At 67.7% G+C, this 21,434-nt stretch carries 15 protein-coding genes; 9 read left to right on the top strand and 6 right to left on the bottom strand.

Translation table 11 applies throughout. The annotated features are described in order from the left end of the window. Positions 1–83: 83 nt before the first annotated feature. Positions 84–2,180 carry a DNA gyrase/topoisomerase IV subunit B gene (locus tag ABTU82_RS00605; RefSeq protein ID WP_407170983.1) on the top strand — a complete coding sequence of 699 codons (2,097 nt, stop codon included), beginning with the start codon at positions 84–86 and terminating at the stop codon, positions 2,178–2,180. Between the two features lie 99 nt (positions 2,181–2,279). Here ABTU82_RS00605 and ABTU82_RS00600 read toward each other — a convergent pair whose 3' ends face one another. Next, positions 2,280–4,745 carry a DNA gyrase/topoisomerase IV subunit A gene (locus tag ABTU82_RS00600; RefSeq protein WP_407170980.1) on the bottom strand — a complete coding sequence of 822 codons (2,466 nt, stop codon included), beginning with the start codon at positions 4,743–4,745 and terminating at the stop codon, positions 2,280–2,282. A 71-nt stretch (positions 4,746–4,816) separates the two neighbouring features. Between ABTU82_RS00600 and ABTU82_RS00595 the strand changes: the two genes are divergently transcribed. Further along, positions 4,817–5,944, top strand: coding sequence for an alkaline phosphatase family protein (locus tag ABTU82_RS00595; protein WP_407170979.1), 1,128 nt, complete (start codon positions 4,817–4,819; stop codon positions 5,942–5,944). 1 nt (position 5,945) lies between these two features. On the opposite strand, the gene sepH is transcribed toward ABTU82_RS00595, so the two are convergent. Continuing rightward, complete coding sequence (gene sepH, locus ABTU82_RS00590; protein ID WP_407170977.1) at positions 5,946–6,962, bottom strand: septation protein SepH; 1,017 nt, start codon at positions 6,960–6,962, stop codon at positions 5,946–5,948. A 206-nt stretch (positions 6,963–7,168) separates the two neighbouring features. Here sepH and ABTU82_RS00585 point away from each other — a divergent pair, with 206 nt between their 5' ends. After that, a complete protein-coding gene (locus ABTU82_RS00585) occupies positions 7,169–7,462 on the top strand; it encodes a DUF4193 domain-containing protein (RefSeq protein ID WP_116646549.1) in 294 nt (97 codons plus the stop codon). Here the strand turns inward: ABTU82_RS00585 and ABTU82_RS00580 are convergent. Then, complete coding sequence (locus ABTU82_RS00580) at positions 7,437–7,907, bottom strand: DUF3093 domain-containing protein (protein ID WP_407170974.1); 471 nt, start codon at positions 7,905–7,907, stop codon at positions 7,437–7,439. The genes ABTU82_RS00585 and ABTU82_RS00580 overlap by 26 nt on opposite strands. Before the next feature lie 33 nt (positions 7,908–7,940). Between ABTU82_RS00580 and dut the strand changes: the two genes are divergently transcribed. The 5 genes from dut to dxs all read left to right on the top strand — a co-directional run bounded on the left by dut (position 7,941) and on the right by dxs (position 14,845). After that, positions 7,941–8,396 (top strand): dUTP diphosphatase, encoded by a 456-nt coding sequence (gene dut / locus ABTU82_RS00575; RefSeq protein WP_116646551.1) that lies wholly within the window; start codon positions 7,941–7,943, stop codon positions 8,394–8,396. Continuing rightward, positions 8,393–8,989: a DUF3710 domain-containing protein gene (locus ABTU82_RS00570; protein WP_116646552.1), complete on the top strand. Its 597-nt coding sequence runs from the start codon at positions 8,393–8,395 to the stop codon at positions 8,987–8,989. The genes dut and ABTU82_RS00570 overlap by 4 nt, the downstream gene beginning before the upstream one ends. Then, on the top strand, positions 8,986–9,747 hold the full coding sequence (locus ABTU82_RS00565; RefSeq protein ID WP_407170970.1) for a DUF3159 domain-containing protein: 762 nt from the start codon (positions 8,986–8,988) through the stop codon (positions 9,745–9,747). Before ABTU82_RS00570 ends, ABTU82_RS00565 begins: the two co-directional genes overlap by 4 nt. A 133-nt stretch (positions 9,748–9,880) precedes the next feature. After that, positions 9,881–12,709, top strand: a complete 2,829-nt coding sequence (gene acnA, locus ABTU82_RS00560) for an aconitate hydratase AcnA (RefSeq protein WP_407170969.1) — start codon at positions 9,881–9,883, stop codon at positions 12,707–12,709. Positions 12,710–12,889: 180 nt separating this feature from the next. Continuing rightward, the gene (gene dxs / locus ABTU82_RS00555; protein ID WP_407170967.1) at positions 12,890–14,845 is read left to right on the top strand and encodes a 1-deoxy-D-xylulose-5-phosphate synthase; all 1,956 of its coding nucleotides are present in this window, start codon (positions 12,890–12,892) and stop codon (positions 14,843–14,845) included. Positions 14,846–14,849: 4 nt separating this feature from the next. Here dxs and ABTU82_RS00550 read toward each other — a convergent pair whose 3' ends face one another. Next, positions 14,850–16,967, bottom strand: coding sequence for a bifunctional lysylphosphatidylglycerol flippase/synthetase MprF (locus ABTU82_RS00550; protein ID WP_407170965.1), 2,118 nt, complete (start codon positions 16,965–16,967; stop codon positions 14,850–14,852). A 148-nt stretch (positions 16,968–17,115) separates the two neighbouring features. Here ABTU82_RS00550 and ABTU82_RS00545 point away from each other — a divergent pair, with 148 nt between their 5' ends. Beyond that, the gene (locus ABTU82_RS00545; protein ID WP_116646556.1) at positions 17,116–18,417 is read left to right on the top strand and encodes an alpha/beta hydrolase; all 1,302 of its coding nucleotides are present in this window, start codon (positions 17,116–17,118) and stop codon (positions 18,415–18,417) included. A gap of 4 nt (positions 18,418–18,421) precedes the next feature. Here the strand turns inward: ABTU82_RS00545 and ABTU82_RS00540 are convergent, their stop codons facing one another. Then, the gene (locus ABTU82_RS00540) at positions 18,422–20,041 is read right to left on the bottom strand and encodes an L-lactate permease (RefSeq protein ID WP_407170963.1); all 1,620 of its coding nucleotides are present in this window, start codon (positions 20,039–20,041) and stop codon (positions 18,422–18,424) included. Positions 20,042–20,044: 3 nt separating this feature from the next. Next, positions 20,045–21,430 carry an amino acid permease gene (locus ABTU82_RS00535; RefSeq protein ID WP_407170962.1) on the bottom strand — a complete coding sequence of 462 codons (1,386 nt, stop codon included), beginning with the start codon at positions 21,428–21,430 and terminating at the stop codon, positions 20,045–20,047. Positions 21,431–21,434: the final 4 nt, after the last annotated feature.

Below are 21,434 nucleotides of genomic sequence, written 5' to 3'. Positions count from 1 at the left end.
CATTTCGCTCTACGCGTACGCGGGAATGCCCACCCGTGTGTCCTCGAGCCGCGTGTCAGGCCCCACGGTTATCGTTGGAGATTGTGACAGCCGAGTACTCCGCCCATCATCTGCAGGTCCTGGAAGGGCTCGAGGCGGTGCGCAAGCGCCCCGGCATGTACATCGGATCGACCGACTCGCGCGGTCTCATGCACTGCCTGTGGGAGATCATCGACAACTCCGTCGACGAAGCACTGGGCGGGCACGGTGGTCGAATCGACATCGTGCTGCACACCGACGGCAGCGTCGAGGTCCGCGACCGGGCCCGCGGCATCCCGGTCGACATCGAACCCCGCACCGGCCTGTCCGGCATCGAGGTCGTCTTCACCAAGCTCCACGCCGGCGGCAAGTTCGGCGGCGGCTCATACGCCGCCTCGGGCGGGCTGCACGGTGTCGGCGCTTCTGTCGTCAATGCTCTGTCCGAACGCCTCGACGTCGAGGTCGACCGGGGCGGCAAGACCTGGGCGATGTCGTTCCACCGCGGCGAGCCCGGCTCGTTCGCCGGTGATGCGCCCGACTCCGCGTTCAGCCCCTTCGATAAGAAGAGCGAACTGCGGGTCGTCGGCAAGGCGCCCAAGGGCGTGACCGGCACACGCATCCGGTACTGGGCCGACCGGCAGATCTTCACCAAGGACGCCTCGTTCAACCTCGAGGAGCTCGAACAGCGAGCCCGGCAGACGGCCTTCCTCGTGCCCGGTCTCGAGATCGTCATCCGCGACGAGCGCCCCTCGACCGGCGCCGACGGTGTCGTTTCGGCCGAGCCCGTCGAGACCACCTACCGCTTCGACGGCGGCATCTCGGAGTTCGCCGAGTTCCTCGCTCCCGACGCGGCCGTCACCGACACCTGGCGCCTCAGTGGAACGGGGTCGTTCGTCGAGACGGTCCCGGTGCTCCAGCCCACCGGCGCCATGGTGCCGACCGAAGTGCAGCGCGAGTGCGAGGTCGATGTCGCCCTGCGATGGGGCACCGGCTACGAGACGCGCGTCCGCTCGTTCGTCAACATCATCTCGACGCCCAAGGGCGGCACGCACCAGCAGGGCTTCGAGGTCGGGCTGATGAAGGTGCTGCGCAGTCAGGTCGAGCAAAACGCCCGACGACTGAAGGTCGGCAACGACAAGATCGACAAGGACGACATCCTCGCCGGACTGACTGCCGTCCTCACGGTGCGCCTGCCCGAGCCCCAGTTCGAGGGTCAGACGAAAGAGATCCTCGGCACGCCCGCGGCGCGTCAGATCGTGTCGAACGTGGTCGCGAAAGAGCTGGCCGCGCGCTTCGCGTCGCCGAAGCGCGACGACAAGACGCAGACCTCGCTCTTGCTCGACAAGGTCGTCTCCGAGATGAAGGCGCGCATCTCGGCCCGCCAGCACAAGGAGACCCAGCGGCGAAAGAACGCGCTCGAGTCCTCGTCGCTGCCGGCGAAGCTCGCCGATTGCCGAACGAACGACGTCGACGCGTCCGAACTCTTCATCGTCGAGGGCGATTCGGCGCTCGGCACGGCCAAGCTGGCGCGCAACAGCGAGTATCAAGCGCTGCTGCCGATCCGCGGCAAGATCTTGAACGTGCAGAAGGCGTCGATCAGCGACATGCTCTCGAATGCCGAATGCGCCTCCATCATCCAGGTCATCGGTGCAGGATCGGGTCGCTCGTTCGACCTGGAGTCGGCACGCTACGGCAAGATCATCCTGATGAGCGATGCCGATGTCGACGGCGCCCATATCCGCACCCTTCTGCTCACCCTCTTCTTCCGCTACATGCGTCCGCTGATCGACGAGGGCCGGGTGTACGCCGCCGTCCCACCGCTGCATCGGGTCATCGTGATGAACCCGGGCTCGAAGCCGAACGAGACGATCTACACCTACTCGGAGCAGGAGCTCCACGGCCTGCTCGCGAAGCTCGGCAAGTCGGGCAAGCGCTGGCAGGAACCCATCCAGCGATACAAGGGCCTCGGCGAGATGGACGCCGACCAGCTCGCCACGACCACGATGGACCGCGGCGGTCGGTTGCTCCGGCGCGTGCGCATGCAAGACGCCGAGGTCGCCGCATCCGTCTTCGAGTTGCTGATGGGCAACGATGTGGCTCCTCGCAAGGAGTTCATCATCGATTCGAGCGATCGACTCGCGCGCGAGCGCATCGACGTCTGAGCCACGCCGACGAACGACACGGGTCGGGCGTCGAACGGATGCTGCGCGGTCGACCTCCATCGGAGCCGTCACCGACGTGCGGCGCGCGGCACCGACCCGTCAGCGAACGACAGTGCCGATGGCGCCCACCGAGCCGTCGAGCGCGGAGCCCGACGCATCGCGCTTCGCCCCGGCATCAGGCAACGCGCGCGTGGAGCCGTCCGGCCCGACCGCGCGCGGCTCTTCTCCGACCCAGGCTCGCACGAGCGCATCTTCGCCGCGGAGGAAGCGCTGGGCACGCACACCGCCGGTGGCGCGCCCCTTGGGCGGATACTCGGTGAACGCAGAAACCTTCGCCGACCCCGCGTCCGTGCCGGGGAGGGCCGTCGAGTCACCGGCGACGGTGACGACGACGGTCTGCGCAGCCGATGCGGGGACGACGGCGAACGCGACGACCTCGACGCCGGAGGACAGCCGGATACCGGCCATGCCCCCCGCCGATCGACCCTGCGGTCGCACCGCGGAGGCATCGAACCGCAGCAGCTGCGCGTCGGCCGCGACGAAGACGAGCTCGGCATCGTCGGGGGCGGGAGCCGCGCCCACCACGCGGTCGCCGGGCTTGAGCGCGATGATCTCGACATCGGGCTTGTTCGTGATCTCCGACGCCGCGACGCGCTTCACCACGCCGTGCGCGGTGCCGATCGCGAGCGGCGGGGCCTCGTCGAGCGGCACGATGGCGACGACGTGCTCGCCGCCCGGGAGCCCGAGGTACTGGTCGACGCGCGTGCCGGCGGCGAGCTGCACCGAGTTGGCGGGGACGGAGGGAAGATCCACCGGGGTGAACCTCACGAGGCGCCCCTTCGTGGTCACGGCCCCCAGGTCGCCTCGGGTCGTGCTGTCGACGGCGGAGCGGATGGCGTCGTGCTTCGACCTGCGCGAGGGCGCCACGATGCCCCCGTCCGGGGCGTCGGCGACGAGCTCGGCACGCACCATACGACCCGTGGCCGAGAGGAAGACGCGGCAGGGGGCGTCGGCGATCTGGAGGTCGGCGGCGGCCGCGGCCTTCGCGGAGCGCGGCACGACCGGTCCGCCGTTGAGGAGCATCGTGCGTCGCGGCGTGCCGTAGGCCTCGGCCGCGGCTTCGAGCTCGCGGGCGACCTGTGCGTGCAGCAGCGCCGTGCTCGAAAGCAGCTCGATGAGCTGCGCGATCTCGGCCTTGAGCGCATCGCGCTCGGCCTCGAGTTCGATGCGCGAGAACTTCGTCAGTCGGCGAAGACGTAGTTCGAGGATGTACTCGGCCTGAGCCTGCGAGAGGTCGAACACCTCCATGAGGCGCAATCGCGCCGCCTCGCCGTCGTCCGAACCACGGATGACCTGGATGACCTCGTCGATGTCGAGGATCGCGACAAGCAGCCCCTCGACGAGGTGCAGGCGTTCCTGCTTACGGGCCAGGCGGAATTCGCTCCGCCGGGTGACGACCCGGATGCGATGGTCGATGTAGACCCGCAGCAGCTCTCGGAGTCCGAGGGTCTTCGGCTGGCCGTCGACGAGCGCGACGTTGTTGATGCCGAACGAGTCCTCCAACGGCGTCAGGCGGTAGAGCTGGTCGAGCACGGCCTGCGGGTCGAAGCCCGTCTTGATGCCGATGATGAGACGCAGCCCGTTGTTGCGGTCGGTGAGGTCGGTGACGTCGGAGATGCCGGTCAGCTTCTTCGCGGTGACCGCGTCCTTGATCTTCTCGACGAGGCGTTCGGGGCCCACGAGATACGGAAGCTCTGTGACGACGAGCCCGGTACGACGCGGGCCGAGAGATTCGATGGAGACCTTGGCGCGGGTGCGGAAGGTTCCCCGACCGTTCGTGTAGGCGTCCTTGATGCCGTCGAGCCCCACGATGATGCCACCGGTGGGGAGGTCGGGGCCGGGGACGAACTCCATCAGCTCTTCGACACTGGCTTCGGGGTTCGCCAGCAGATGCACCGCTGCGGCGACGACCTCGATGAGGTTGTGCGGCGCCATGTTCGTCGCCATACCGACCGCGATGCCGGTCGCCCCGTTCACGAGGAGGTTGGGGAACGCGGCCGGGAGGACCTCCGGCTGCTGAAACTGTCCGTCGTAGTTCGGGATGAAGTCGACGACGTCTTCGTCGAGGTTCTCGGTCAGGGCGAGCGCCGGCGGTGCGAGCCGCGCCTCGGTGTAGCGGGACGCGGCGGGTCCGTCGTCCAGCGAACCGAAGTTTCCGTGCCCGTCCACGAGCGGCACGCGGAGGGTGAACGACTGGGCGAGACGCACCAGTGCGTCGTAGATCGGCGAGTCTCCGTGGGGGTGGAGCTTTCCCATGACTTCGCCGACGACGCGCGCGCTCTTCACATGGCCGCGGTCGGGACGCAGGCCCATCTCCGCCATCTGATAGAGGATGCGTCGCTGGACGGGCTTGAGTCCATCGCGGGCGTCGGGGAGTGCGCGCGAGTAGATGACCGAGTAGGCGTACTCGAGGAACGACCCCTGCATCTCGGTCGACACATCGACGTCTTCGATGCGTTCGACGACGTTCGCGGCAGCTGCGGGGGAGGGCCGGGATGCAGGCATGTACCTCTTGCCTCGGGAATGGTTCGGGTCGGGTCCGACGCGTGCAGCTCGCGTGTGCGAGACTGACCGGGATGTCACTCAGCCTACCGGCCGACCCCCCGCACGCCCGGAGCCTCACCGGTGTGGCCACCGAGTCGATCGCCGCACTCACCGGTGAATCCGAATGGTTCGCCCCCGCCCGCAGCGTCGTGATCTGCGTGGTCGACGGGCTCGGATCGCTGAACCTCTCCGCCCGCAAGGGGCACGCCCGATTCCTGTCCTCGCTCACGACGAAGCGCGACGTCGCGCGCACCGTGTTCCCGTCCACGACCGCCGCGGCCCTGACGAGCCTGCTCACCGGCACGCCGCCGGGCCAGCACGGGATCGTCGGCTACCGCCTGCGCATCCCCGGCACCGACCTCCTGCCGAACCAGCTGAAGGGCTGGGAGACTGACGGACTCGACCCCGAGACCTGGCAGCGCGAAGAGCCCCTCATGCAGCGGGAGTCCCGACGCGGGCGACCGTGTTTCGTCGTGTCGCGGCCCGAGTACGTCGGCACGGGGTTCACCGAGGCCACCCTGCGGGGCGCCGAGTTCTTCAGCGCGGTCGATCTCGCCGAACGCGTGGCCATCGCCGCCGACCTCGCCGCGCGGCACAGCGGCGCCCTCGTCTACCTCTACGCACCCGATCTCGACAGCGTCGGCCACAAACTCGGATGGGAGTCGGAGGCGTGGAGCGCGACCCTCGAGACGGTGGATGCTGCGGCACGCCGCCTGTCGGAGGCACTGCCCGGCGACGTGGGCGCTCTCGTCACCGCCGACCACGGGATGGTCGACGTCCCCCGTCACCGCCAGCTGCTGCTCACGGCAGACAGCCCCCTGATCGCGGGCGTCGCCGGCATCGGCGGCGAACCGCGGATGCTGCACCTCTACACCGACCTCGACAGCTCTCGCGAGGTGCACGCCGAATGGCTCGCATCCGAGTCGAAGAGATCGTGGGTCATGACGCGTGACGAAGCGATCGATGCGGGCCTGTTCGGCCCGGTCGCCGCGGCGGTACGCGACCGCATCGGTGACGTCGTCGTCGCCGCGCGGTCGGCTGTGGCGTATTACGACGACCGGCTCACCGACAAGGGCCCGCAGAAGATGGTGGGCCAACACGGCTCACTCACCGCAGAAGAGCGGGTCGTGCCCCTTCTCCGCCTGGGCGCGTTCGCCTGAGCTACGCGTCGTCGGAACGAGCGCCGAAGACGATCTCGTCCCAAGACGGCATAGAGGTGCGGCCCTTGCGTCGGGTCGCAGCATCCGTCTGCTCGGGCTCAGGCGCCGGCTCGGGCGGAGACTGCTCGTAGCCCGGTTCGAGCGCGTCGAAGAGAGCGACCGGTGCCACGGTGCGGGTCGGTGCGGTGTCGGAATCGGTTCCGGGCAGCGGTTCGCGCTGCCCGCGACGGCGACGGAGCGCTTCGAGGAGGTCGGCCGTCTCGGACGACGTCACGGGAGCGTCAGGAGCACGCTTGATCGCAGCATCCTGCACGGCGGGCGTGGCGTGCGAAGGAGTCTCGGGCGCGAGGTCGACCTCGGGCTCGATGAGACGACGAGGGCCGAAGGCTCCGCTGTCGAACCGTGTGTCGTCCTTCGCAAGCGGGGTATCGAGCGCGCGGAGACGGGGGATGAGGCCCTCCGGCAGCGAACCCTGACGCGACAGCTGGATCGCATCGGAGTTCTGGGGGGACAGCGAGCTCCGCCGGGGCTCGAAGCCCCATCGGGCGTCGTGGTCGACCTCGTTGGCCGTGAACTCCAGCTTCACGATCCACCCGTTCGGTCCGCGCCAGCTCGTCCAGCGCTCGTTGCTCGCGCCGGCTTCGGCCAGCTTCGCCCTCACGGCCGCGCCGAAGGTCACCGGGGCGTCGTGCTCGAGGTCGCCGCCCAGCAGCACGGGCACAGCGAGAGCCTGGCCCACGACATGCTCACGCTCGGCCAGGACGGGGCGCTCGAAACGCACCACGTCTTCCAGCCGCGCCCCGAGGAGCGTGGCCACCTCCGGAGCGGAGAGCCCGGAGCGGATGTGCGCCTGGATCTCGCGAGGACTGGCGCGGGGAACGCGCTCGTCGCGATCGCGTCGGGTGCGGCGCAGTTCGGCGCGCAGCACTTCGTCGACGGGCAGCGTGAAGCGCTCGCCCGATTCGGTCGCGAGCACGAGGACGTCGTCCTCGGTTCCGATGACCTTGAGCTGTTCCATGCGGAAACACCCCTTCGTTCTGCGGTTAGCGCCCATGGTCGCACGCACGACCCCCGAGTCCGGGAATATCCGGGGCGCGCCGCGAGTTTCATCGCAACGCCTGAGGCTGATCCGAGCGCATTTGCGAAACGGACGCCGTTCATGCAAACTGTGGCCGCCCGTTCGGGCGACACATCCCGCATCACCGGAAGTAGAGACGTTCACGCATGGCCACCGATTACGACGCACCGCGCAAGACCGAGGACGACAGCGAGTCGATCGAGGCCCTCAAGGAGCGCGTGCCCGACAAGATGTCGGGGTCGGTGGATGTCGAGGATTCCGACAACCCCTCCGGCTTCGAACTCCCGGGCGCAGACCTTTCCGACCTCGAGCTCGACGTCGTCGTGCTGCCCCCTCAGGAAGATGAGTTCACGTGCATGAACTGCTTCCTCGTGAAGCACCGCTCGCAGATCGACCACGAAGACGGCCCCGGCTTCATCTGCGTGGAGTGCGCTGCCTGAGCTGAGCACGACGGACGCCGGCCGCGAGGCGGTCGGGCGTCCGAGTAGAAACGACCCATACGGGAGTGGGATCGTCGGGATCGGTGACGGGGATGGTCACGACACCGTCGATCCCCCCGCGGATGAGCATCCACGAACGCGGGTCGAGTCCCGCCCCGCGTGCAGCCCGGGCGTCGAGGCCCTCCGTCGGCACCGGATCGCCCAGCAGGGCGACGTCGATGTGCGCCTTGCCCGCGCGCAGCATGTCTCCGTCGATCTCGATCACGGGGGAGAGCAGCACGAAGGCGATGACGATCGCCACGCCGACCACCACTCCCACGACGAGAGCCAGGGTCGTGTCGATCGGGGCGAACACGAGAGCCGCCATCGGGGCGCAGACGGCGGCGGCAACCAGCACCCAGAGCGACGGGCTGAGCCGTTCGCGATAAGCGGGTCGTTCACGCATGCTGCACCCTCTTGCCTGCATTACCCTCGTGGGGTGACCGAAACCGTGGACGTCCCCATTATCGCGGCCGAACCTCCGGTGTACGCACATCCCGGCGACGCCGGCGCCGACCTGACGTCCGCGGAGAGGGTGTCGTTGGCGCCCGGTGAACGCGCCCTCGTCGCCACGGGCGTGAGCATCGCGCTCCCCGACGGGTACGTCGGTTTCGTCGTTCCTCGTAGCGGTCTCGCGGCGAAGCACGGCATCACCATCGTCAACGCCCCCGGCACGATCGACGCCGGCTACCGCGGCGAGATCAAGGTCGCCCTCCTCAACACCGACACGACCGAGCGCTACGACGTCGCCCCCGGCGACCGGATCGCGCAGCTCATCGTCATGCCCGTTCACCGGGCGACGTTCGTGCCGGTCGACGAACTGCCCGACAGCGTCCGCGGGAGCGGCGGCTTCGGGTCCACCGGATACCAGACGCGGGAAGAAGGCACGGCATGAGCGATGTGTCCACGGGCGAGACGCCCGATCAGTCACCTCTGGGCGACCGGAGCGTAGACGGGCCTTTCGACGAGTCGGAGGCGAACCCCGTCCGGCCCTACATCGACCTCGGCGGGATCAAGATCCTCCCGCGCGAGGGGCTGAACCTCCGCCTCGAGGTCGAGGAGCAGACCAAGCGCATCGTCGCCGTCGGACTCGACTACGCGGACTCCACCTTGCAGGTGCAGCCGTTCGCAGCGCCGCGCACCGCAGGCCTCTGGGAGGAGACCCGCGAGCAGATCCGCGGTCAGGTGCGACAGCAGGGCGGACGTGTCGAGGAGCGCGAAGGTCCCCTCGGACCCGAGCTCCTCGCCGAGGTTCCCGTTCAGGCCGACGGCGCCGGTGCGGGCATGCGACTGGCGCGGTTCGTGGGCGTCGATGGGCCCCGGTGGTTCTTGCGCGGCGTGATCGGCGGTGCCGCAACGAGCGACGTTCAGGCAGCTGCCCAGGTCGAAGACCTCTTCCGCTCGATCGTGGTCGTGCGCGGGGGCGCCCCGATGCCGCCGCGCGACCTCATCCCTCTGCGGATGCCCGCGACCCCCGGCACACCGTGACCGACGAGCCCGGGCACGACGACAAGAAGTCGACGAGCCTCGAGCCGCCCTCCGCGTCCGAGGCTCTGAGCTCGGCTCTGGGCGAAGCGGCGCGTCGAGCCGGGCTCGACCCCGCGAAGCACACCTCGACCGGCGCGGCGGTCTGGTCGGCCATGGGCGGTTGGCGTGGCATTTTCGAGTCCGTCCTGCCCAGTCTTCTGTTCGTCGTGGTGTTCACCACCACGCAGGAGCTGATCCCCGCCCTGATCGCCTCGGTGGGCATCGCCGTCGTCTTCACGATCATCCGTCTCGTGCAGAAATCGCCGCCCTCCGCCGCGATCGGCGGACTGGTTGCGGCCGGTGCGGCCGCCGTTCTCGCGCTCATCACCGGCAACCCGTCAGACAATTTCGTACCCGGGCTCCTCACCAACGCCGGGTACGGTCTCGCGATGCTCGTCTCGGCCCTCGTCGGCTGGCCCATCATCGGACTGGCTGCCGGGTACTTGATGGGCGAGGGCGTGGCATGGCGGAACGATCGCCGAAAGCGCCGCACCTTCTTCTGGCTGACACTCGCGTGGGCAGCGTTGTTCTTCGCCCGGCTGGCGGTGCAGCTGCCGATCTACCTCACGTCGCTCGATCCGGCCAACCGCGAGAGCGCGGTAGCCCTGCTGGGCACCCTCAAGATCGCCATGGGGCTGCCGTTGTTCGCTCCTCTGGTGGCCGTCACGCTCCTCGCCGTGCGAGCTCTGTACGTCAAGACCCACGCCACGGGTTCCTGATATATTTATCTCGACATCAAGATAAATTCCCCACGCTCCACGGTTAGGTCCACCTTGCTAGCCGGTCGTGAGCGACCTGGAGAAGATGGTTCGTGCGGGTAACGCCCGCGCACCGCCGACGAAGGAGACGCACGTGTCCACGGTTGACAGCTTCGGTGCCAAGAGCACCCTGACAGTCGGCAGCACCGACTACGAGATCTTCCGCATCGACACCGTCCCCGGTTACGAGAAGCTCCCGTTCAGCCTCAAGGTGCTGCTGGAGAACCTCCTGCGCACCGAAGACGGCGCCAACGTGACGAAGGAGCAGATCGAGGCGCTCGGCTCCTGGGATGCCGCGGCAGAGCCCGATACGGAGATCCAGTTCTCTCCCGCCCGCGTCGTGATGCAGGACTTCACCGGAGTGCCCTGCATCGTCGACCTCGCCACGATGCGCGAGGCGATGGCGGCCCTCGGCGGCGACCCGTCGCGGATCAACCCGCTCTCGCCCGCCGAGATGGTCATCGACCACTCCGTCATCGCCGACCTGTTCGGCAGTGAGAACGCCCTCGAGCGCAACGTCGAGATCGAGTACGAGCGCAACGGCGAGCGGTACCAGTTCCTCCGTTGGGGCCAGACCGCGTTCGACGACTTCAAGGTCGTCCCCCCGGGCACCGGAATCGTGCACCAGGTCAACATCGAGCACCTCGCGAAGGTCATCTACGACCGCTCGTTCGACGGCGTGCTCCGTGCGTACCCCGACACCTGCGTCGGCACCGACTCGCACACCACGATGGTCAACGGCCTGGGCGTGCTCGGGTGGGGCGTCGGCGGTATCGAGGCCGAGGCCGCGATGCTCGGACAGCCCGTCTCGATGCTCATCCCCAAGGTCGTCGGCTTCAAGCTCACCGGCGCCATTCCGACCGGTGTCACGGCGACCGACGTGGTGCTCACGATCACCGACCTCCTGCGCAAGCACGGTGTCGTCGGAAAGTTCGTGGAGTTCTACGGCGACGGCGTCGCTTCCGTGCCGCTGGCCAACCGCGCCACCATCGGCAACATGAGCCCCGAGTTCGGCTCGACGGCCGCGATGTTCCCGATCGACAGCGTGACGATCGATTACCTGCGGCTCACCGGTCGCAGCGAGCAGTCGCTCGCGCTCGTCGAGGCCTACGCCAAGGAACAGCACCTCTGGCATGACGCCTCCGTCGAACCGGTGTTCAGCGAGTACATGGAGCTCGACCTGTCGACGGTCGTCCCCTCCATCGCGGGTCCGAAGCGTCCGCAGGACCGCATCGAACTGACCAACGCGAAGCAGCAGTTCGAGAGCGACCTGACCAACTACGCCCAGGTCGACCACGATCTGGTCGACCTCGAAGGATCCGAGTCGTTCCCGGCATCCGACCCGCCCTCGAACACACCCGAGGACGAGCACAACGACCACCAGCACACCCACCACAGTCACGCACCGAAGTCGGCGTCGAAGCCGTCGCCGGTGACGCTGGCCGACGGTGAGTCGTTCACGCTCGACCACGGCGCGGTCACGATCGCCGCGATCACGTCCTGCACGAACACGTCGAACCCGTCGGTCATGCTCGCCGCCGGCCTTCTCGCCCGCAACGCGGTGAAGAAGGGCCTCAAAGCGAAGCCCTGGGTCAAGACCACGCTGGCACCGGGCTCGAAGGTCGTCACCGACTACTACGAGAAGGCCGGCCTCACGCAGGACCTCGAGGATCTCGGCTTTTACACCGTCGGCTACGGCTGCACGACGTGTATCGGAAACTCGGGACCGCTGATCGAAGAGGTCTCCGCGGCGATCAACGAGAACGACCTCGCCGTCACCGCGGTGCTCTCGGGCAACCGCAACTTCGAGGGTCGCATCAACCCCGACGTGAAGATGAACTACCTCGCGAGCCCTCCGCTCGTGATCGCGTATTCGCTCGCGGGCTCGATGAACTTCGACTTCGAAACCGACGCGCTCGGCAAGGACACCGACGGCAACGACGTCTTCCTGAAGGACATCTGGCCGGATGCTGCGGAGGTGCAGTCCACGATCGACTCGTCGATCAACGAGGAGATGTTCACCCGTCAGTATGCGACCGTCTTCGAGGGCGACGACCGCTGGAAGAACCTGCCCACGCCGACCGGCGACGTGTTCGAGTGGAACGACGAATCGACCTACGTCCGCAAGCCCCCGTACTTCGAGGGCATGACGATGGAGCTGACACCGGTCCGCGACATCTCGGGCGCTCGTGTCATGGCGACGCTCGGCGACTCGGTCACGACCGACCACATCAGCCCCGCCGGAAACATCAAGGCCGACAGCCCCGCCGGTCAGTACCTCGTCGAGCACGGGGTCGACCGCAAGGACTTCAACTCCTACGGCTCGCGTCGCGGCAATCACGAGATCATGATCCGCGGGACGTTCGCGAACATCCGACTGAAGAACCAGCTGGTCAGCGCTGTCAACGGCGGCGCGGTCGTCGAGGGCGGCTACACCCGCGACTTCACCCAGCCCGGCGGTCCGCAGTCGTTCATCTACGACGCCTGCCAGCACTACGCCGAGCAGGGCACGCCGCTCGTCGTCTTCGGCGGCAAAGAGTACGGCTCCGGCTCGTCCCGCGACTGGGCGGCCAAGGGCACGAGCCTTCTGGGCGTGAAGGCGGTCATCACCGAGAGCTTCGAGCGCATCCACCGCTCGAACCTCATCGGAATGGGCGTCGTCCCGCTGCAGTTCCCGGCCGGACAGAGCTGGGAGTCGCTCGGTCTCGACGGCACCGAGATCGTCTCGATCGAGGGTCTCAAGCAGCTGAACGAGGGCGTCACGCCCAAGACCGTGAAGGTGACCGCGGCGCCGAGCGAGTTCTCGGCCGACGGCAAGGAGACGGTGACGTTCGACGCCACCGTGCGCATCGACACCCCCGGTGAAGCGGACTACTACCGCAACGGCGGCATCCTGCAGTACGTGCTGCGCTCGCTGGTCTGACCGACCCGCCGCCACGAGAAGGGCCCTCGACCTCGGTCGGGGGCCCTTCTCGTGGCACCTGCGAGGGGGCTCCACCCCGCCTGTCAACCGGACGCGCCTTCACTGGCGACCAGCCATGCCCGGATTAGACTGTGTGCTGGTCGCCCGTCGATCCTGAGGATCGACGACGAAAGGAGTCCGATGGCTGTTCTGCCGACGATCACGGGGCCGCGTGACCTCGATGCGTTAGACCTGCCTCAGCTCGAGCAGCTCGCCGGAGAGGTGCGCGAGTTCCTCGTCCAGAACGTCTCCCGTACCGGCGGCCACCTCGGGCCCAACCTCGGCGTGGTCGAACTCACCATCGCGATCCACAAGATCTTCGACTCGCCCCAGGATCCGATCATCTTCGACACCGGACATCAGTCCTACGTGCACAAACTGCTGACCGGACGTCAGGATTTCTCCGCCCTGCGTTCGCGTGGGGGACTGGCCGGGTATCCGCAGCGCTCCGAAAGCATTCACGACGTCGTGGAATCCTCTCACGCGTCGAGTTCGCTCAGCTGGGCCGACGGCGTGTCTCGCGCTCTCACGCGCACCGGACGCCGCGATCGCCATGTCGTGGCCGTGGTCGGCGACGGCGCACTCACGGGTGGAATGACCTGGGAGGCGCTCAACAACATCTCGGACGACAACGATCGCAACCTCGTGATCGTCGTCAACGACAACGGGCGCTCCTACGCCCCGACCATCGGCGGCATGGCCCGCTATCTCAACCGCGTGCGCACCGCCGACGCCTACCGCACTCTTCACCGGAGTTCCGACTCGCTGTTTCGAGCGCTCGGCCCGGCAACGCGCGCGGTGTACCGCGGTGTGCGTGGCGCGACGCACGGTTTTCTCTCGCGTTTCACGAACAACGAGGCGCTGTACTCGAACCTCGACATCAAATACCTGGGCCCCGTCGACGGACACGATCTCGAGACACTGCTCGAGACCCTGACCCTGGCGAAGTCCTACGGTGCGCCCGTCATCGTTCACGCGATCACCGACAAGGGCCGTGGGTACGCGCCGGCCCGCAGCGACGAGGCCGACCAGTTCCACGCGGTCGGCAAGATCGATCCGATCACCGGAGAGCCGCTCGCGAGCGCCACCGGCGACGGATGGACCGACGTGTTCGCGCGCGAGCTGGTCGAGATCGGCGCGGAGCGAGAAGACATCATCGCGGTGACCGCGGCGATGCTGCGTCCGACCGGGCTGCAGCTGTTCGCCGAGAGGTTCCCCGAACGCACCTACGACGTCGGTATCGCAGAGCAGCACGCCGTCGCATCGGCCGCCGGTCTCGCCTTCGGCGGACTGCACCCCGTCGTCGCGATGTACGCCACGTTCATGAACCGCGCCTTCGACCAGGTGCTGATGGACGTGGCGCTGCACCGGGCAGGCGTCACCTTCGTACTCGATCGCGCGGGGGTCACTGGACCGGACGGTCCGAGCCACCACGGCATCTGGGATCTCGCCATGCTCCAGCTCGTGCCGAACATCCGTATCGCGGCACCGCGCGACGCCGCCCGCCTCAGCGAGGAGCTCCGTGAGGCCGTGGCCGTTTCCGACGCGCCGACCGTCGTGCGCTACCCGAAGGGATCGGCATCCGCCGACCTTCCGGCCATCGAGAGACTCGCCGACGGCGTCGATGTGATCTCGCGCGCCGCGACCCACGACGTGCTCATCGTCGGCATCGGACCCATGGTGCACCTCGCCACCGAAGTGGCGGAGCGCCTCGAGGCGCAGGGCATCGGCGCCACCGTGGTCGACCCGCGCTGGGTCATCCCGGTCCAGCCGTCGATCATCGAGCTCGCACGCAGCCACCGGCTCGTTATCACGATCGAAGACGGCATCCGCGTGGGCGGGGTGGGGACGCGCGTACGTCAGGTGCTCCGCGAGGCCGGGGTCGATACGGCCGTCGACGAGCTGGGCCTGCCCGACGAGTTCATACCGCACGCCACTCGCGAACAGATCCTCGACGATGCCGGTCTCTCGTCGGCGAAGATCGCACAGGATGTGGTGTCGCAGGTGCTGGGTACCCGCATCCCCATCGCCCGCCCGAGTGATCAGCAGACACTCTGGGTCCCCGAGGACGCTCAGCGTCACGACTCCCGCGACTGAGGGCTCAGCTCCCGCGCAGCATGTCGATGCCGGCGCCCGCGTACTGCCGCAGCGTGGCGTCAGGGAGGAAAGCCCTCACGAGGGCGGGGCCGATGCGCGCGAGGTCTCCCTCGTCGCGGTAGAGCAGGTAGATCGGCTCGTAACGCGGGTTGAACTTCTGCTTGAAGCGATGCAGCGACCGGAACCCGTATACCGGTTCGAGGATGCCGCTCAGCTGCCCGAGGAAGTGCGCGATTCGACCTTCGTCTTCGCCGACCTCATGCGCGAGCGGCGCGCCCGACAGCGAAAGGATCTGAGCGCCCTCCTCGGCGAACACGCGGGCCGACGACCCGATCAGAAACTCCATCACTCCGGCGAACCCGCCGTCGCGACGCCGCATGAGGTCGAGCGTCCACCCTCGATGCTCGCCCTCAGGACCGTAGACGGGCAACCAGCTGAGGAAGCCGTCGACGTCGCCCTGCGAGGAGATCGCCAGAGCGAGCCGCACCTCGGGGGCCTCCGCCTCCTGCAGAGTGCCGAGCGTGAAACGCATCTCGGGGAGTCCCTTCTCTCCCACCCACGATTCGGAGATCGCACGGAGTTGCTGACGGATACCCCACGTCTCATCGGCGAGGGTCGTCATGCGGAAGGTGATGCCCTCGCGGTCGGCCTTGTTCAGCGCGGCGCGGACATGCGCCCAGGGCTTCCCCGTGAAGGCCAGCCCCGGAAGATCGACGATCGTGTCATCGGCGATGACGAGCGACCGCCACCCCGCGGGGAGCACGTCGCGCACGACCTCGCTCGAACTGAAGAAGCAGGGGATGAGGGCCGAGCGCTCCGCCGCGTGAATGAACTCCGCCACGCTCGTCTGCGCAGCCTCCCGCGGCCCCAGAGGATCCGCCAGCGCGACGACGACGCCGGCATGCTTCTGGTACGGCACGAGTCCGTCGGACGTGCGGAAGTACTCCATCCCCTCCCAGGTCGACATCCACGAGAGGGTTCCGCCGCCATCGGTCTCGATGAGTGCGCGAGCATCGGCGGCGGTGGCGGGCTCGGGTGAGCGCGAGCCCCGTTCGACCCCGAGTTGCCGGCGCCTCCGCGTGCCGAATGCGCTCCGCGTGGCGACGAGGTAGGCCAAGAAGAGAAGCCACAGCATCGATGTCGCGATGGATACATCCGTGTCGCCCCACTCCAAGGGCGCATCGGCGGGGTAATAGATCGCGAGCACGACGTAGAGACCGGCGACGAGCACGTTCAGGCCCGCCCAGATGACCGAGAGCAGCCACGCCCATCGTCGTCCCAGACGCAGTCCGTTCGACACGAGCAGGATGACGACCACGTCGATCCCGACTTCGATCCATGATCCGTCCAGGGCGGCCGTCGGCCCGAACGGTCCGTTCGTGGGAACGACCAGGGTGATCAGCTGCACGACGCCGAGCGCGAGACTGATCGCGAACGCGAGGAGCCGTCGTTCCCGCGTGCTCGCCAGTCGGATGCGGAAGGAGCGGTCGATCGCCAACACGAGCATCGCGGCGAATGCGTGCTCGAGATTGGCGAGCGTGCCGAAGAACAGCACGCCGATCACGACGTAGCCGAACACCACGATCCACGCCCGCTGTCGCCACGGAGAGGCGAACAGACCGACGCACGCCGCGAAGCAGGCCATCGTGCCACCGGACGGTCCGGCGTCGAGCGTGCCCGCGAGGGTGATCGCCCACGGCCACGGCAGCATGCCTGCCAGAGCGAGGAAGGCCGTGGTCGCGAGAACGGCGAAGAGCTGACCACCGACGAAGTACGCCAGTGCCACCCTCGTGCCCCGCTGCCACTCGAGCAGGCCCACCCAGAAGAACGCGATCACGGTCGGCACGTACGCCCACGGGTCGACGACGAAGAAGGTGCCGGTGACCGGCGTCCACCATCGACCGTCCTGGAACGATGGGAGGCCGTAGGCGACGGTCGACCACCACGCCTGGGATGTCACCGACGTCCACAGGCCCTGCGAGGCGGCTCCGGCGCCCAGGACCAGCACCACCAACGACACCGTGGCGGGTGTCCGAGAGACGACCCGGACCACGCGGGGGAGGAGGGAGCGGTTCGGCTCATCCACGACCTCGGGTCGATCGGTCTTCTGCGAATCGCTCATGATTCTCAGGATATGAGCAGCCCCGGTCTTTTCTCCGCGTGCTGAACCGTTCCCACTTTCGCTCGTGTGAGGATTTCACCATCCGCGGCAGTTCCTGCCCGTCGGGCTGCACCCCGCGGGTGCCTGACCACCACAGAGGAGAGACCGGGTGGACGCACTCCTGAGACTGCCGATCATCGATTCACCGGCCATGTGGGTGGTGTACGGCGGCGCGGTCGTTCTTGCACTCGCCCTCCTCGCCCGTCCGGCGCGTGACGGGTGGTGGGTGAGAGCCTCGCTCGGTCTCGTCGGAGGAGCGATTACGGCAGTCGTCCTCTTCCTGGTGGCGAATGCCGTCGAGGCCTTCGGCACTGATCTACCCCTCGCCGTGGCGTTCTGGGCGGTCGCATGCTTCGCGGCCGTCGGTCTGGCGATCGTGTCTTTCCCCCGGGCCCGCGCTTGGCGACGTGTGATTGCCGGCGTCGCGGTCATCTGGTTCCTCGTGAGCGGTGTCGTCGGTGTGAACGCCTACTACGGACTCAACCCGACGCTCGGTTCTCTGCTGGGAGTCGTGGTCGACACGCCCATCGACGTTCCCGGCTCGGGTGGCGCCGCCGCCGCGCCCGACCAGCCCATCTACACGACCTGGACGGCGCCGAACGATCTGGCGACGGTCGGGAAGCAGGGGACGGAGAACATACCCGGCACGGAGTCGGGGTTCGTCGCCCGTCCCGCCGGGATCTACCTGCCGCCCGCCGCGCTGGCATCCGATGCCCCGGCTCTTCCTCTGGTGATCATGATGATGGGCTATCCCGGAAATCCGGACGTCTCGTTCATCGCCGGCGTGCTCGACCAGTACGCCGCCGACCACGCCGGTCTCGCCCCCATCGTCATCGTCGCCGATCAGATCGGCGGTACCGGAAGCGACCAGGATCCCGCATGCGCGGACTCCGCGGCGTACGGCGCGGCCGAGACGTACATCACGAAGGACGTCGCCGCCTGGGCGCGCGCGAACCTGCGGATCATCGACGACCCCCGCTACTGGGTCATCGCCGGATACTCCAACGGAGGCGGCTGCGCTATCAAATACGGAGCCGCCTACCCCGGGGAGTTCTCCAACATCATCGATGTGTCGGGGGAGGAGTTCCCCGGTTCCGAGGATGTCTCGGGCGTGCTGGAGACGATCTACGGCGGCGACCAGGCCGCCTTCGACGCATCCAAGCCGATCAACATCATGGCGTCGGCTCCGCCGGGCGCGTATGCGAACACGACCGCGGTCTTCACCGCCGGAAGCGAGGACCCGGGTTTCATCGCCGCCTCCCAGACCGTCGCCGCGGCGGCCGAGAAGGCCGGGATGTCCGTGACCTCCTACGTTGTCCCTGGCGCCGACCACCTCGTCTCCGCCATCACCGGCGGGCTCGACGAGGGCTTCGCGGTCCTCTACCCCGTTCTCGGCCTCTCGGCTCCCTGACGGCTCAGCTCCCGTGGGGCATCACGAGCGAGAGCAGGAAGACCCAGACGCAGACGAAGACGAGCATCCCGAGGCTGTATTTGATGGAGGCACGAAGGATCTCGCCCTCGCGTCCGGTCAGTCCGACCGCCCCCGCTGCGATCGCGATCGACTGCGGTGAGACGACTTTCGCGACAGTACCGCCCGCCGTGTTCGCAGCCACCAGCAGCGTGGGGTCGACGCCGATCTGCTGAGCGGTCACCGACTGCAGGTGCGCGAAGAGGGTGTTGTTGTTCACGACTGACCCGGTGATGAACACCCCGAACCACCCAATAATCGGCGCGAAGAGCGGGAAGAGGAGGCCGACGGCCGCGAGGGCGTTACCGATGCTCGCCGAGCCGCCCGAGAAGTTCGCGATGTTGGCGACGACCAGGATGAGCGCGATGAGGATCACCGGCCGCCAGAGGTCGCGCACCGTAGCCGCAAGCTGAGCCCACAGATCACGGGAACGCAGCTGCGGGGTCGTCCAGAACGTGATCAGCACGGCCACCAGGATTGCCGTTCCGGTCGCGTTGACCGGGGTGAACGCCCAGGCCGTGGCGACGGCCGTGTCCGAACCCGCGGGCACCACGACTCCGGTCACCCCGGGGATCGGCAGGCTGAACACCAGCCACGAGAGCGGCCCGCCGGCGGCGAAGAGCGACTTGAACCACGGGATGCTCCACACGAAGATCACCGCGGTGAGGATGTAGAACGGGCTCCAGGCCACGACGACCTCGCCGAAGTCGTGCTTCTCGGCGGCAGGTACGGTGCCGCCATCCTCGCGATAGATGCGCTTCGGCTGCCACACGCGGCCGATCATGAAGATCACGACCATTCCGAACAGACCCGGCACGATGTCGGCGAGCTCGGGTCCGAGGAAGATCAGGATGCCGGCTTGCACGACGCTGTAGGCGGCACTCACCCCGAGCGTCACCGGCCACGTCTCACGCACCCCGCGCCACCCATCGAGGATCATCACGAGGATGAAGGGCACGGAGAAGGTCAGCAGCTGGAGCACGAGCACCATATCGAGCGTCAACCCCGACAACCCGACCTCGCCGACCTGCGCGCCGATGATGACCGGGATCCCGATCGCACCGTACGCACCGGCGGCAACGTTGGCGACGAGCGACAGCATCGCGGCCTTCACCGGTCCGAAACCCAACTGCACGAGAAGAGCCGCGCAGATGGCGATCGGCACGCCGAAGCCCGCCGCACCCTCGAGGAACGCTCCGAACGAGAAGCTGATCAGCAGCACCTGGATGCGCTGGTCGGGGGAGATCCCCGAGATGCTGGCTCGGATCACGTCGAAGCGTCCGGAGGCGACGGCGAGCTTGTACAGCCACACGGCCATGACGATGATGTAGGCGATCGGCCAGATCGCGGTGAGAACGCCGAGGAGTCCCGCACCGGCGATGGAGCCGGCGGGCATGCCGAAGGGCCACGCGGCGATCACCACCTGCAGGACGACGGCGATGATGCCCGCCGTGATCCCCTTGAGCTTGAGGACCACGAGGCACAGCAGGAAGACGAGGATCGGCACGACCGCCACCAGCGCCGAGAGCCAGAGCTGCCCCGTGGGGTCGATCGTCTGGGTCCACATGGGTTACTGCTCCCGGTTCTGTCGAGCGACGCGGCGCCGGACGACGAGGTACACGCCGCCCAGGATGACGAACCACAGTGGCGTCCACATCAGCGGCACTCGCGTGCTCTCGAAGAGGGCGAGGATCACGATCATCGCCGCGAAGAACGCCAGCACCACCCAGCACAGCGGAACGCCCCATCGGAGCCGGTAGGCGGAGGAGGCGTGGAGGTCGGGTCGGCGGCGGCGATAGACGAGGTAGGCGGCCAGGATGACCGACCACACGAAGAGGAAGAGGATGGACGACACCGTGGTGATGAGCTGGAATGCGTCGTCGAAGATCATCCCGAGCGAACCGCTCACCAGTACGACGATGCACGAGAGCACCAGCGCGAATCCGGGCACCGCGGTGCGAGTGAGTCGGGAGAAGACCGCGGGGGCCTGGTGGGTCGTCGCCAGCCCGTAGACCATCCGACTCGAGGAGAACACGCCGCTGTTGGCTGCGGACGTCGCCGAGCTGATCACGACGGCGTTGATGATGCCGGCGGCGCCGGCGAACCCCACGAGGGTGAAGAGGGCGACGAACGGACTCTCGGAGGGGTTCACCTCGGTCCAGGGCGTCACGCAGACGATCACGCCCAGCGCGAGAACATAGAAGAACAGGATGCGCAGTGGCACCTGGTTGATCGCCCTGGGCAGATTCTTCTCCGGGTCTTTCGCTTCGGCCGCGGTGGTACCGACCAGTTCGATCCCCGCGAACGCGAAGATCGCGATCTGGAAGCCGCCGAGGAAGCCCACGAACCCGTTCGGGAAGAACCCGCCCTCGTCCCACAGGTGGGTCACGCTCGCCTGGTCCCCGTTCGGCGAGGTGAAGCCGATCGCGACCAGCACGACGCCGACGACGATCAACACAAGGATGGTGATGACCTTGATCAGCGCGAACCAGAACTCCGCCTCGCCGAATGCACGCACCGCGACCAGGTTGAGCGCGAGAACAAAGATCACAGCGATCGTCATCGGGACCCAGCCCGGCAGGTCGGGCCACCAGAACCTCGCATATGTCTGGATTCCCACGACGTCGGCGGCCGCGATGGACAGCAAGCACAACCAGTAGGTCCACCCGACGAAGAACCGCGCCCAGTCGCCGAGATAGTCCGCGGCGAAGTCCTGGAAGGTGCGGTACCCGAGGTTGGAGAGCAGCAGCTCGCCCATTGCCCGCATCATGACGAACAGCATCAGTCCGACGACGACGTAGACCAGGAGGATGGACGGTCCGGAAGCGTGGATCCCGATGCCGGAACCGAGGAAGAGACCGGTGCCGATCGCGCCGCCGATCGCGATCAGCTGGATGTGGCGATTGCTGAGGCCGCGCTCGAGCTCCGTCGTCTCGACTGTGGTCTGCGTGGTCATCCGT

It is taken from the genome of Microbacterium deferens (assembly GCF_045517775.1).
GTDB lineage: Bacteria > Actinomycetota > Actinomycetes > Actinomycetales > Microbacteriaceae > Microbacterium.
The sequence above is the reverse complement of the archived record's forward strand: the minus strand, read 5'-3'. Positions and strand labels throughout refer to the sequence as shown.